Consider the following 13,167-nt stretch of genomic DNA (forward strand, 5'->3'; position numbering starts at 1 on the left):
GCTGTTCCTTTCACCTTGGGGGCGTCGCGCCGGCCGGTCCGGTCCGGTGCGCGCGGTACTCGGTCGCCGGCACGGCAGGCCAGCGATGGGGGATGTCGATGCCGGCCCGGCAGAGCAGGTCCGCGCCGCGCGACGCGACCTCGGCCCGCAGGGCGTCGACGTCGACGGTGGTGATCCGTCGGTCCCGGACCACCGGCCGGCCGTCGACCAGTACGTCCCGCACGGTGTGGCTGGCCGCGCCCCAGACGAGCTGGGTGGCCAGGTCCCCGCGTGGGGTCCACGCGATGGTGCGGGTGTCCAGTACGACCAGGTCGGCGGCTTTGCCGACCTCGATCGAACCGGTCAACCGCCCCAGCCCGACGGCGTCGGCGCCGTCGACGGTGGCCAGGGCGAAGATCTCGTCGGCGGGCAGCGGCTCGGCCGCGCCGCGGTCGCGGTCCAGCCCGGCGAAGAGCCGGGCCGCCCGCCACACGTCCGGGGTGTCGCCGGCGTTGTGCGAGTCGCAGCCCAACGCCAGCCGGCCGCCGGCCCGCCGCAGCTCGGTGTGCCGGCCCGCCCGGGTGAAGCCCTGGCCGAGCCGCAGGTAGGCACCGGGGCAGGAGGCGACGGCGGTACCGCTGCCGGCGAGTACGTCGAGTTCGTCGTCGTCGAGCCAGACCGCGTGGCCGAGCAGCAGGCGGGGGCCGAGCACGCCGAGGTCACGCAGGTGCAGCACCGGACGGGGACGGCCGGCGACGGCGTACCCGGCCGGGTCCTCGGCGCTCGGCGACAGGTGCCAGGTCATCGGCACGTCGAGCCGCTCGGCCAGCTCGGCGGCACCGGTGAACAGTTCGTCGCTGACCAGGTCGTGGCCGACCAGGGTGACCCAGCCGGTCACCAGCCGGTCACCGGCCAGCGCGGTGACCGTCTCGGCCTGCGCGGCGAGGGTGTCGGCGGCCGGCATCGCGTACGGGGCGTCGGCGGTGTCCCAGCCCCAGCGGCCGACCCGGCCCCGGATGCCGGCGGCGCGCAGCCCGGCGGCGACCCGCAGCGGATGCGCCACGGTGCCCGGTTCGAGCAGGGTGGTCACGCCGTAGCTGAGCGCCTCGACGGCGGTGAGGGTGGCCGAGAGTTCGTCGTCGTCGCCGGTGACGGCGGCGTGCAGCGGCACGATCCAGTCGAAGATCGCCTGCCGGGCGGGGACATCGTCGGGAATACCGCTGCGGATCAGCGGGTCGGCGGTGGTGTGCTGGTGGGCGTTGACCAGGCCGGGGACGACCAGGCAGCCGGCCGCGTCGAGCTCCGGGGTGTGCGGGTACGCGACCCGCAGCGCACCGGTCGGGCCGATGTCGGCGATCCGGCCGTCGACCACCGCGATCGCACCGCCGGTGACCACCTCCCGGCCGGGGGCCATGGTGACGATGTCGGCGTCGACGACCAGCAGGTCGGCGCGGGCGGTGCCGGGTCCGGCGGCGGTCGGGGCCGCAGGCGTGGCGGCGGCGGTCGGGGCCGCGAGCGTGGTCATGGCCGGATCAGGATCTTGCCGACGAGGTCACCGGACTCCAGCCGGGCGTACGCCGCGGGCAGGTCGGCGAGCGGATATTCGGCTCCCCGGACCACCCGCAGCCCGCCCGCGAAGTAGGCGTCGAGCATGGCGGCGAAGTCGGCCGGGGCGTACGCGCCGGCGCCGAGCAGGCGCAGACCCTGGTGGTAGACCTGGGCCAGCGACAGACTGACCTGGTCGCCGCTGGTGTTGCCGAGCAGCACCAGCCGGCCGCCGGTGCGCAGGCTGGCCAGGGAGCTGTCCCAGGTGGCCGCACCGACGTGGTCCAGGACCAGGTCGGCGCCGTGCCCGCCGGTGTGCTCCCGGACCTCGGCGGCGGTCCGGTCGTCCAGGTCGAGCGCCACGTCGGCGCCGAGTTCGATGGCGGCGGCCCGTTTGGCCGCGCTGCGGGCCACCGCGATCACCCAGGCGCCGCTGGCGCGGGCGAGCTGGATGGCGGCGATGCTGACCGCGCTGGTGGCGGCCTGGATAACCACGGATTCGCCGGAGCGCAGGGTGCCGACCCGGTGCAGGGCGTGCCAGGCGACGCTCCAGGCGGTGGGCAGTGCGGCCGCGTCGGCGAGGTCGACGTGGTCGGGGACCCGGTGGGCGACGGCGGCCGGTACGGCGACGTATTCGGCGAAGCCGCCGGGTCGGTTGCCGCCGACGACGCGCAGCGTGGCGCAGTAGCCGGGGTTGCCGCCGACGCAGGCGGCGCAGTGCCCGCAGCCGATGGTGGGGTCGAGCACGACCCGGTCGCCGGTACGCAGCGTGCCGACCTCGGCGCCGGTGGCGACCACCTGCCCGGCGACGTCCATGCCGGCGACGTGCGGCAGCGTGAAGCCGGGGAGCAGGCCGGGCCCGCGCAGCTGGAGCAGGTCGAGCCGGTTCAGCGCGGCGGCGGTGACGGCGACGACGACGTCGGCCGGGCCAGGCTCGGGGTCCGGCAGGGCGCGCGGCCGTACGACTTCGGGGCCACCGAAGTCGGTCTGAACCATCGCTCGCACCCTTGCCTCCACCGGTCTACCAAACAATATGCCGTCTTGCATTGTGATTCGTGCTGCTTAGCGACGTACTTTGCCTGCGCTCCGGCGGCCTGTCAACGCCTCGACCGAAACTGGCTCAGCTACGTAACGTGCCCGTGATCCGGGCCGGCGCAACCGGGCGGAAGTCGCCATCGACCTGCGGTTATCCGCCGTCGACGGCGACGATCAGCAGCTCCCGCGCGACCAGCGCGGTACGCAGCACCGCAGCAGTCGACGGATGCAACGGATCCACCCCCAGCAGCCGCTTGATCAGACCCACCCGGTAGCCGACGGAGTTACGGTGCAGATGCAGTTGTTCACTCACAGCTTGCCTGCTCCCCCCGGTCGCCAACCAGTGGTCCAGGGTGCGGAGCAGGTCGTCACGCTGCGCGATCGGCCCCAGGTGCCGGTCCACGTACCAGCGCAGCCGCTCCTGCGGCACGGCCAGGAGCAGTTGCGCCAGACCCGCCCGCTCGAACGGCAACTCGGCCGACTCCGCCGCCGCCGGGCTGCGGCGCAGCAGCAGCCGCAGCAGCAGCCGGGCGTCCCGGAACGAGTCCGGGGTCGCGGCCGGGCCGGTCACCGACCGGCCGCCGGCCACCCGGACCTGGCCGGCACCGACAATCTGCTCCAACCGGCCGCGCAGCCGGGCCACCTCCCGCTCGGCGTCACCCTGCAGCAGGGTCCAGCCCAGCCGGCCATCGGCCAGCACCGGCCGGTCCAGCCAGGTCAACGCGGATGCCCACCGGCGGCGCTGGGTGCCGGTGTAGCCGAGTGCCACCGCCGCATGCGGCTGGTCCAGCCGCCACCGGTACGCCGCCGCGGCGCGCACCAGGTCGGCCTGACCGGCCGGGGACCGGTCACCGGTGCCGTCCCGCAGGGCCAGTAGCAGCCCGTCGGCGCCCACCGGCGCCGGCGGCTGCGGCGGCTCCCGGCGTACCGCCTCGATGAGCAACGCGGTGACCGCGGCCCGGGCGTAGTCGAGCTGGCCGGTCCCGACCGGCTCGGCCAGCAGCAGGACCCCGAGCCGACGGCTGCCGGAGCCCACCGGCACCGACCGGCCGAGCCAGCCGTCGACGCACCGCACCCGGTCGCCGCGCAGCTCGACCGGGTCGGCGACGGCGCTGCCGCTGGTGCTGTCGCTGGTCGCCAGCAGCTCCCCGGTCTCGGCGACCAGCCGGCAACCACGGCCGGTAGCCTCGGCCAGCCGGGCCAGCAGCACCGGCCAGCCGGCACCGCCGAACGCGAGGTCGGTCAGCCACTGGGCGAACTGGGCCGGCGTCGGTTCGGCGGCCACAGCCAGCCGGGGCCGGACCGGCACCGGAAGGTCGGCCGCCCCGGTCACGTCGGCGATCGATCGAGCAGCCGGACCGCGACGGCCTTCTCCTGGGTGTATTCGCGCAGCGCCGCATACCCGCCGCCCCGGCTGAACCCGCTCTCCTTCTGCATGTTGAACGGGAACCCGATCACCCCGGCGTCGTGGAACTGGTTGACCGCCACCTGGCCGCTGCGGGCCTGGCCGGCCACCCGCAACGCCCGGGACACGTCGGAGGTCCAGACGCAGGTGAGCAGGCCGAAGTCGGTGCCGTTCATGATCGACACCGCTTCCTCGGTGGTCCGGAACCCCTGCACGGCCAGGACCGGGCCGAAGATCTCCTCGCGGGCCAGCCGCATCGTCTCGTCGACCCCGTCGAACACGGTCGGAGCCACGTACCAGCCGTCGCCGAACGCGGCCGTGGCCGACTCCCCGCCGGTGACCAGCCGCGCCCCGGCGCCCGGCGCCTCGGCCAGGAACCCCCGGACCCGCTCATACTGGGCCTGGCTGACCAGCGGACCCATGTCCAGGTCCTGCTCCCACGACCCGACCCGGACCTCGGCCATCGCGGCGGCCACCCGCTCGACCACCTCCGCCCGGATCGACTCCTCGACCACCAACCGGGAGCCGGCGTAGCAGTTCTGGCCGGCGTTCTCGGTGATCGAGGTGACGATCGCCGGGACCGCGGTGTCCAGGTCCGCATCGGCGAAGACCACGTTCGGCGATTTGCCGCCGAGTTCGAGCTTCACCGGGACCAGGTGCTCGGCGGCGGCCCGCATCACCGCCCGGCCGGTGACGGTCGAGCCGACGAAGCTGATGTGGTCGACGTCCGGATGGCCGGTGAGCGCCACGCCGGCCTCCGGGCCGAGCCCGGTCACCACGTTGAGCACCCCGGGCGGCAGGCCGGCCCGCCGGGCCAGCTCGGCCAGGGCGAACGGGGCGAGCGGGGCGATCTCAGACGGCTTGAGCACCACGGTGTTGCCGGCGGCCAGCGCCGGGGCGACGTTCGCGGCGGTGAGCACGGCCGGCACGTTCCACGGGATCACCACCGCGCAGACGCCGTACGGCTCCGGGCGGGTGTAACCGAAGTAGTCAGGGGTACGGGTGGGCAGGGTGACCCCGGTCAGCTTGTCGGCCGCGCCAGCGAAGTAGTCGACGATGCCCTGCGCGATGTAGATGTTGAGCCGGCCGCCGGAACGGGGTTTGCCCACGTCACGGGCCTCATGGGCGGCGAGCTCCTCGACGTGGGCGGCGATCAGGTCGGCCCACCGGCGCAGCGCGGCGCCGCGTTCGCTCGGCGAGGTCGCGGCCCAGCCGGGGGCGGCCCGACGGGCGGCGGCGACCGCGCGGTCCACGTCGACGGCGCGGGCCCGGGCGACCGGCTGGATGCTCCGCCGGGTCGCCGGGTCGAGCACCGGAAGTTCACCACCGTCGGCGGCCGCCTCCCAGGCACCGTCGATCAGCTGGCGGGCAGCGGGGATGTCCAGGTCAGCCATGGTGGAATCCTTGACCCTCCATGTTCCGCATGTCAAGATGCAGTCTCGCTTTGTGAGTACACCGGGAGGATTTGCGTGCGGGTCACGGCGGCGGTACTGGACAGCGCGGGTGCACCGTTCACCCTGCAGGAGCTCGACCTGGCCGGACCCGGCCCGGACGAGGTGCTGGTACGCGTACACAGCGTCGGTATCTGCGGCACCGACCTGGAGTTCGCCAACTTCTTCCCCACCCCGGCGGTGCTCGGCCACGAGGGCGCCGGCGTCGTCGAGCAGGTCGGCGAGCGGGTCACCGGGGTCTCGGCCGGCGATCACGTGGCGATGAGCTTCACCTCGTGCGGCAACTGCCCGCTGTGTCTGACCGGCAGCCCGGCGTACTGCCGCAGCTTCGACGCGGTCAACTTCGCCGGCCGCCGCCCAGACGGCAGCAGCGCACTGTCCCGCGACGGCGAACCGGTCAACGGGCACTTTCTCGGCCAGTCGTCCTTCGCCAGCCACGTGGTCGCCCCGGCCCGCGCCGTGGTGCCGATCAGCAAGGAGATCGATCTGCGGCTGGTCGGCCCGTTCGGCTGCGGCTTCGGCACCGGGGCCGGCGCGGTGCTCAACGTGCTCCGCCCGCCGGTCGGGTCGTCGATCGTCGTCTTCGGTGCCGGCTCGGTCGGTGTGGCGGCGATCCTCGCCGCCCGGATCGCCGGCTGCACCACGATCGCCGCGGTCGACGTCAACGCCGACAAGCTGGACACCGCCCGGCTGCTCGGCGCCACCCACGGCGTCGACTCGCGCACCGGGGACGCGAAGGAACTGCTCGCCGCGATCGCCCCGTACGGCTTCGACTTCGCGATCGACGCCACCGGACGCGAGGAGGTGCTGCGGACCGCGGTCGAGTCACTCGGCCCGCTGGGTCGGTGCGGCGTCGTCGGGGTCGGCCCCAGCGAACAGATGAGCTTCGACTGGCGCAGCATCCTCAACGGGCGCAGCGTCACCGGGATCATCGGCGGCGACAGCCTGCCCCAGGTGTTCCTGCCGAGGCTGCTGGACCTGCACACCGCCGGCCGGTTCCCGGTGGACCGACTGCTCAGCTACTACCCGTTCGAGCAGATCAACGAGGCGGTGGCGGCGGTACGCTCCGGCACCGTCGGCAAGGCCGTCCTGACGCTCTGACCCGACCGTGTCCCACTGCGAAACGTTGTCTCGCCATGTGAGTGGGATTACCCTCGGCTCCAGACACCCAGTGGCGCGGCTGGGAAACACCGCGCGGCAGTCAGCACATGTGGAGCTCGCCCGCCATGACTGAATCTCGTATCGCGGGTCCGTCCGACCCGCAGTCCGCGGCACCGTTCGACCACCACTCCGCCGAGTGCAACGCCGACCCGGTCGGCTACTACCGGGCGTACCGCGACAGATGCCCGGTCGGCCGGACCGACGCGCACGGCGGCTTCGTCTACACCACCCGGTACGCCGACGTGGTCCGCGTCGCCCGCGACGACGACACCTTCTCCTCGGCCCGCGCCACCGCCGGCGGCGACGGCACCGCCATCGTCATCCCCCGCGGGCCCGGCCTGGAGCAGTACCCGATCGAGCTGGACCCGCCGGCCGCCGGCGACTACCGCGACCTGATCAACCCGCTGCTCACCCAGGACGCGGTCGCGAAACTCGCCCCGATGATCGCCCGGCACACCACCCGGATCATCGACGACTTCGTCACCGAAGGCTCGGTCGACTTCGTCCGCGACCTGACCAACCCGCTGCCGGCCGCCGTCACCCTGGACTGGCTCGGCTTCCCCGAAGCGGAATGGCCCAAGCTGGCCAAGCCGATCCACGACATCTTCGCCGCCCTGCCCGGCAGCGAACGCGCCATCCGGGGCGGCCAGGGCCTGGCGTACATGGACGAACGGATCCGGGAGCTGATCCACGCCCGACGCGCCGAGCCGGCCGACGACGCGGTCAGCTACCTGGTCGCCCAGCGCCGGCCCGACGGCGAACTGTTCGGCGTCGACGAACTGGTCTCCGTCATCGGCCTGCTGGTCGCCGGCGGGGTGGACACCACCACTTCACTGACCGGCTCCACCCTGGTGCACCTGAGCCGCAACCCGGAGCAGCGGCAACGGCTGATCGACTCACCCGACCTGCTCGACGGCGCCACCGAGGAGTTCCTGCGGGTCTTCGCGCCGTCCCAGTCGATGGCCCGTACCGTCCGCGCCGACGCCGAGGTCGGCGGCTGCCCGGTCAGCGCCGGCGAACGGATCCTGATCCCCTGGGTCGCCGCCAACCACGACCCGGCGGTCTTCCCGGAGCCGGAGCAGGTCCGGCTGGACCGCGACGCCACCCGGCACCTCAGCTTCGGCATCGGCAGCCACCGGTGCGCCGGGGCGCACCTGGCCCGGCTGATGTTCCGCGAGATGATCACCCAGGTGCTGACCCGGCTGCCGGACTACCGGGTCGTCGAAGACGGTCTCGTCGGCTACCCCACCAAGGGGAACCAGACCGGCTGGGACGCCATCCCGGCCGTGTTCACCCCCGGCCGCCGGGCCGCCGACGCGGCGGCCGGGGGCACCCCGGTGGCCACCCGCCCCGGCGGCGACCGGGAACTTGTCGTCGAGGCGGTCGCCCGGGCCGCCGACGAAGTTCTGGAGGTACGGCTGACCGCCGCCGACGGCGCACCGCTGCCGACCTGGGCGCCCGGCGCCCATCTGGAGGTGCGGCTGCCGTCCGGCCGGGTCCGGCAGTACTCGCTCTGCGGCGACCCGGCCGACACCGGCGGCTACCGGATCGGCGTGCTGCGCGAAGCCGCCGGGCGCGGCGGCTCCGTCGAGCTGCATGCCGTCGCCGCCGCCGGCGCGACGCTGACCGTACGCGGCCCCCGCAACCACTTCCCGCTGGTCGACGCCGACGAGTACCTCTTCCTGGCCGGCGGGATCGGGATCACCCCGATCCTGGCCATGGTCCGCGAAGCCGTGCGGCGCGGTACGCCGTACCAGGTCGTCTACGGCGGCCGCAGCCGCGCCTCGATGGCCTTCGCCGACGAGTTGGCCACCCTCGCCGGCGACCGGGCCGTGCTGCTGCCGCAGGACGAGGCCGGGCTGCCCGACCTGGCCGGGCTGATCGGTGGCGTCGGCGACGGCACCGCCGTGTACTGCTGCGGACCCGGCGCGATGATCAACGCGGTGGAGCAGGTGTGCGCCGACGCCGGCCGCACCGGGCAGCTGCACGTGGAACGCTTCGCCGCCGGCGACGACCTGGAGGTGGCGTTCGACCCGGCGGCCAACACCGAGTTCGACGTCCAGCTGGCCCGCACCGGGGTGACCCTGCGGGTGCCGAAGGACAAGCGGATGATCGAGGTGCTGCGCGAGGCCGTGCCCGGCCTGACCTACGACTGCGAGAAGGGCTACTGCGGGGCCTGCGAGACCCGGGTGCTGGCCGGTACGCCGGAGCACCGCGACTCGCTGCTCACCGAGGACGAACGGGCCGCCGGCCGCAGCATGATGATCTGCGTCGGCCGGTGCAGCTCCGACCGCCTGGTGCTCGACCTCTGACCGCAGTGGTACGACGAAGGGCGGGACCGGTCGACCGGTCCCGCCCTTTCTGCCATGTCACCGGCGCCGGTCAGCTGAATGCGGACGGCCCGCCACGCTGCGACATTGAAGCGTGACGGGCCGTCCACGTACCGGCGGGTGAGGTCAGTTACCCCACTCGATGTTCACCTCGGCCGCCTCGGCAATCTTGAACCGGCCACCTGGCACCACGGCCACCGCGCTGCGGTCGGTGACCACGTTCTTGCCGAAGCCCTCGACCAGCGGTCGGCCGACGTCGCGCTTGAGCCACAGCCGCAGCAGGTGACGGCGACGCTCCGGCTCGGGGTAGTCGACGTAGCCGGTCCGCGAGTGCAGGGCGGCGTAGTTCAGCAGCCACTGCACGTCGCCGGGCTGGAAGTTCATGTCCAGCGCCAGGCCCGGCTCCTGGGAGATCTCGTCGTAGAGGTGCAGCAGCTCGATCTGCGCCTCGGTGAGTCGGGGCACCTCGGGGTAGTCCTGCGCCGAGAAGATCATCGAGCTGCCGGCGTAGGTGCTGAAGATGCCGTCGACGTAGCTGCAGATCGGCGACAGGTAGGTCTTCGCCGGGGCGTCGTGGTCCTGCTTGTACCAGTCCCAGTGCCACGGCTCGAACAGCAGCGGCGCCAGGTCCGGCCGGCGGCGCAGGATCTCGTTGTAGATGGTGGTACCGCTGACCAGGCTGCTCGCCCCGCCCTCCTTCGCCGCGCGCAGGCACATCAGCGCGACGACGTCGGAGCTGTCGGAGTGGAACGGCAGCCGGTCACGCACCCGCGACGGCAGCGCCGACGGGTCGTCGAGGGTCTTGTTGGAGGTGGCGATGACGTGGTCGAGCACGTCACCCATCTGGTTCTGCCCCATCGGTACGCCGAGGTGCAGCCCCATCAGGAAGAAGATCGCACCGGCGAGGGTGTCGCCGTACTCCTCGGTGCGCAGCCCGCGCACCAGGATGAAGCCGCGGCCGGAGTCCATCTGCTGGGCACACTCGGCGTTGAGGCCGGCGCAGACCGGCAGCGGGTAGTCGGCGGCGGTGACCGTACGCAGGTCGGGGTTGTCGGCGACGAACTTACGCCCGACGGTCTCCAGCTCGGTCCGCTCGGCGTCACTGAGGTGGTAGATCCATTCGGTGGACTTGCTCAGCTCGTCGCCGCGCCAGGCGGACGGGCCGGAGATCGGGGCCAGGTCGATTGCGGTCGTCATGATGATGCGCTCCGAGGGTCGTCGGTTCTGATGGAAGAGTCGGCCGGTGTCCCGGGTGCGCCGCGCGGTGGCGTGCGCGGACCGGTTCGGTCAGGACAGGGCTGGCGTGCCCGCCGTGTCGCCCCGGCGTGTCAGGTGCCTGGGTGCGACAGACGGGCGTACTCGAAAATCAGAACGGGGTCTGCGGGTCCCCGGCAGCGGTCCCGGGGCGCATGCCCTCGCGCGGCGGGTGGACCCGCAGCGGCTCCTCGTAACCGCGCACCAGCAATCCAGCACCTTGCGGAACTCGGATCATGGCGTTCTCCTGCGGCTGGGTGGTCGTGTCCGCCAGCCTAGGCCAGCACAAGTCGACCGTCAACAGAGACGCCATCTCGCAATACGATCAAACTCTACGCAGCTCCGTCGAAGCGCGACGGCGGCCTACTGCTCGGTGACACACCAGATACCTCAACGGGTCCGCGTGAGGTATCTGACGTGTCACCGAGCAAGGCTCCGGCGGTCGCGGATAGCGGCTGCGACGTGGCCGATGGTCCGAGCCGGTTGCCGGAGCACATCGTCAGCAGTGAAGCGCAGGACCAGCCAGCCGAGATCACGCAGGGCGTTGAACCGGGCCACGTCCTGCTGATAGTGCGCCCGCTCCCGATGGTGGTCACCCTCGTACTCGATGCCGATCCGCCACTGCCGGTACGCCAGGTCGATACGGGCGACGAACCGGCCCAGCCGATCGGACACCTCGTGCTGGGCTACCGGGCGGGGCAGCCCGGCGTCGCAAAGCAGCAAACGCAGCCGGGTTTCCATGGGCGATTCGGTGAGCGGCTCGGCCAGCGACGCCACCTCCCGCAGCAACGGCACACCAGGCCAGCCGGCCCGGTCGGCGCACAACCGGGTCAGCAGCGGCAGCCTGACCACCCGCCGGTGCGCCAACGCGTCGACGGCGACCACCGCATCCAGCCGTGGCGGCCGCCGCCCCAGGTCGAAGGCGGTACGCAGACCCGTGGTGACCGGCAGTCCGGCGAACCGAGTCACCTCCCTCGGCCGTAGAGGCGACCGCCACACGGCCAGGCCGGCGTGCTCACGCAGCCGCAACGGCGGCGGCACCACCAGCGTCACCGGGACCGCCGTGCCGGGCAGCAGGTTCACCCCCCACAGGTACGCCGCGCTCAACCCGCCGATCGCCGCCCCCGGCGGCAGCAGCAAGGCAGCAGCCTCGCACCAGGTACCGTGGTCCGCCTGGTCCGCGGCGGCGGCATGCAGGTAGACGTCGGGTAGCAGACGTCGCCATGCCGATCCGTGCAGCATCCGCTTAGTCAACAGACCGGCAGCGACCGCCCGGCTGCCCCGGAAGGGCCTGAATCGCAACTGCGGCGGAACGTGAGCGGAGCCCGGCATCCGGTCGATGTTGCCGCCCGACGCCACGAGCCGCTGTCCTGCTCACGACAACCGCCTACGCCAGTTGGCCGAGTCGCGACGCTCGAACCCGGCAGCCAGCAGGCCGCTGGACAGCGGTCAGTGGCGGACGGCAGCCACCGCCTCGTCGTAGAGGGCTTCGAGGTCGAGTCGACCGTCGCTGCGTACCCATGCCGCGGTCGCCACCTCCAGGCAGGAGATCGCGGCGGCGACCACCGCGCCGGCCCGCAGTTGGCTGATCGGCTCCGGCGCGGTGGTCGCGGTCCGGGCCACGACGCCGGGCGTCAGCACGTCGATCCACTGCTGCTGCTTCTCGACGTGCCGGGCGCGCAGGGCCGGGGACTGCTTGAGCATGCGGTTGATCCGCAGGAACTCCGGCAGCGAGTACGGCATGGTGTCGAGGAGCGTCTTCAGCGCCGCCCGGATCGCCGTCCACGGGTCCTCGTCGGCAGGTCGGGCCGCCAGCGCGGCTCGGACGGTTTCGCCCTGCTCGGCGTGGTCACCGAGGACGATGTCCTCCTTGGTGCCGAAGTAGTGGAACAGCGAGCGCCGCGAGATGCCGACCTGCCGGGCGATCTGGTCCATCGTGGTGGCTTCGAACCCCTGCTCCAGGAACAGCCGCATCGCCGCAGCAGCGATGTCGGCGCGGACCGCTCGACGGGTACGGTCCCGCAGCCCTTCCCGATGAGCCGGCTCGTCAACCATGTGACACAGCGTACCTTCTCTGCACTCGAAACATGTGTTGCACCGAGTGCAAGGCGTGGATAGAGTGCAAGGCAGCCGCGAGACTTCGAGGAGACGCCCATGCCACCCGTCAACTACCGTGCCCAGACCACCCTGATCACTGGCGCAAGCTCCGGCATCGGTGCCGAGTTCGCCCGCCAGTTCGCCGCCCGCGGCTCCGACCTGGTACTCGTCGCCCGCCGCGAGGAGCGCCTACGCCGGCTGGCGACCGAACTGACCGCCGCGCACCGGGTCCGGGTCGAGGTGATCCCGGCCGATCTGAGCCTGCCCCGCGCCGGCGAGCACCTCGCGGAGCAGACGAACCGTCGGGCAATCGCGGTGACCAGCGTGGTCAACAACGCCGCCTTCGGCACCGCCGGCCCGTTCCATCAGCAGGGCCCGGACCGGCTGCGGGACGAGATCGCGGTCGACGTCACGGCCGTGGTCGACATCAGCCGGGCCTTCATCGATCAACTACGCGCCGCAGGCACCGGCGTGCTGGTCAACGTCGCCAGCCTCGCCGCCTACCAGCCCGGGCCGAACCTGGCGGTGTACTCGGCGACGAAGGCGTTCGTGCTGCACTTCACCGAAGCCCTCTGGCACGAGAGCCTGGGCACCGGCCTACGGGTGCTGGCGCTGTCCCCCGGCGTCACCCGGACGGAGTTCTTCGACGTGCTCGGCACCGACGAAGTCAGCGGCCCGTTCCCCCGGCAGTCGGCCGCCGACGTGGTCACGGCGGCGCTGCGCGCCCTCGACCGGCGTACCTCCCCGCCGAGCGTGGTCTCGGGCCGGCTGAACTGGCTGGCCGCCAACAGCGCCCGGCTGTTCAGCCGCCGGCAGGCCGTACAGGCGATGGGTCGGGTCAACGCACGTATGGACGCCGCCACGGCCGGCCCCAGCGCCAGCAGCACGGCGGCGTGAGTGACGGCCGGGG

11 protein-coding genes are annotated in these 13,167 nt (G+C 72.8%); 3 read left to right on the forward strand and 8 right to left on the reverse strand.

Features of this window, described 5'->3' with window-relative positions; genetic code table 11:
• Positions 1–10 precede the first annotated feature (10 nt).
• The 4 genes from ACN27J_RS12325 to ACN27J_RS12340 all read right to left on the reverse strand — a co-directional run bounded on the left by ACN27J_RS12325 (position 11) and on the right by ACN27J_RS12340 (position 5,358).
• Positions 11–1,504 (reverse strand): amidohydrolase family protein, encoded by a 1,494-nt coding sequence (locus tag ACN27J_RS12325; protein ID WP_421366130.1) that lies wholly within the window; start codon positions 1,502–1,504, stop codon positions 11–13.
• Positions 1,501–2,520, reverse strand: a complete 1,020-nt coding sequence (locus tag ACN27J_RS12330) for a zinc-binding dehydrogenase (protein ID WP_421366133.1) — start codon at positions 2,518–2,520, stop codon at positions 1,501–1,503. The genes ACN27J_RS12325 and ACN27J_RS12330 overlap by 4 nt, the downstream gene beginning before the upstream one ends.
• A gap of 190 nt (positions 2,521–2,710) precedes the next feature.
• On the reverse strand, positions 2,711–3,892 hold the full coding sequence (locus ACN27J_RS12335) for a PucR family transcriptional regulator (protein ID WP_421366134.1): 1,182 nt from the start codon (positions 3,890–3,892) through the stop codon (positions 2,711–2,713).
• Positions 3,889–5,358 (reverse strand): aldehyde dehydrogenase family protein, encoded by a 1,470-nt coding sequence (locus ACN27J_RS12340; RefSeq protein WP_421366135.1) that lies wholly within the window; start codon positions 5,356–5,358, stop codon positions 3,889–3,891. Before ACN27J_RS12340 ends, ACN27J_RS12335 begins: the two co-directional genes overlap by 4 nt.
• A gap of 75 nt (positions 5,359–5,433) precedes the next feature.
• Between ACN27J_RS12340 and ACN27J_RS12345 the strand changes: the two genes are divergently transcribed.
• Both ACN27J_RS12345 and ACN27J_RS12350 read left to right on the forward strand, forming a co-directional pair.
• Positions 5,434–6,516 (forward strand): NAD(P)-dependent alcohol dehydrogenase, encoded by a 1,083-nt coding sequence (locus tag ACN27J_RS12345; RefSeq protein ID WP_421366137.1) that lies wholly within the window; start codon positions 5,434–5,436, stop codon positions 6,514–6,516.
• A gap of 125 nt (positions 6,517–6,641) precedes the next feature.
• The gene (locus ACN27J_RS12350) at positions 6,642–8,888 is read left to right on the forward strand and encodes a cytochrome P450 (protein ID WP_421366139.1); all 2,247 of its coding nucleotides are present in this window, start codon (positions 6,642–6,644) and stop codon (positions 8,886–8,888) included.
• Between the two features lie 144 nt (positions 8,889–9,032).
• Here the strand turns inward: ACN27J_RS12350 and ACN27J_RS12355 are convergent, their stop codons facing one another.
• From ACN27J_RS12355 to ACN27J_RS12370, 4 genes are all read right to left on the reverse strand, one after another.
• On the reverse strand, positions 9,033–10,103 hold the full coding sequence (locus ACN27J_RS12355) for a TauD/TfdA family dioxygenase (protein WP_421366142.1): 1,071 nt from the start codon (positions 10,101–10,103) through the stop codon (positions 9,033–9,035).
• A 169-nt stretch (positions 10,104–10,272) separates the two neighbouring features.
• Complete coding sequence (locus ACN27J_RS12360; RefSeq protein WP_255500449.1) at positions 10,273–10,398, reverse strand: hypothetical protein; 126 nt, start codon at positions 10,396–10,398, stop codon at positions 10,273–10,275.
• Between the two features lie 182 nt (positions 10,399–10,580).
• Complete coding sequence (locus ACN27J_RS12365; RefSeq protein WP_421366144.1) at positions 10,581–11,402, reverse strand: endonuclease domain-containing protein; 822 nt, start codon at positions 11,400–11,402, stop codon at positions 10,581–10,583.
• Positions 11,403–11,609: 207 nt separating this feature from the next.
• Positions 11,610–12,215, reverse strand: coding sequence for a TetR/AcrR family transcriptional regulator (locus ACN27J_RS12370; RefSeq protein WP_421366145.1), 606 nt, complete (start codon positions 12,213–12,215; stop codon positions 11,610–11,612).
• A 99-nt stretch (positions 12,216–12,314) separates the two neighbouring features.
• Here ACN27J_RS12370 and ACN27J_RS12375 point away from each other — a divergent pair, with 99 nt between their 5' ends.
• Entirely contained in the window at positions 12,315–13,154 is an 840-nt protein-coding gene (locus ACN27J_RS12375; protein WP_421366147.1) for an SDR family NAD(P)-dependent oxidoreductase, read from the forward strand.
• The last annotated feature ends 13 nt before the right edge of the window (positions 13,155–13,167 follow it).

The sequence above is a fragment of the Solwaraspora sp. WMMB762 genome (genome assembly GCF_049179115.1).
In the GTDB taxonomy this organism is placed as follows: Bacteria; Actinomycetota; Actinomycetes; order Mycobacteriales; family Micromonosporaceae; genus Micromonospora_E.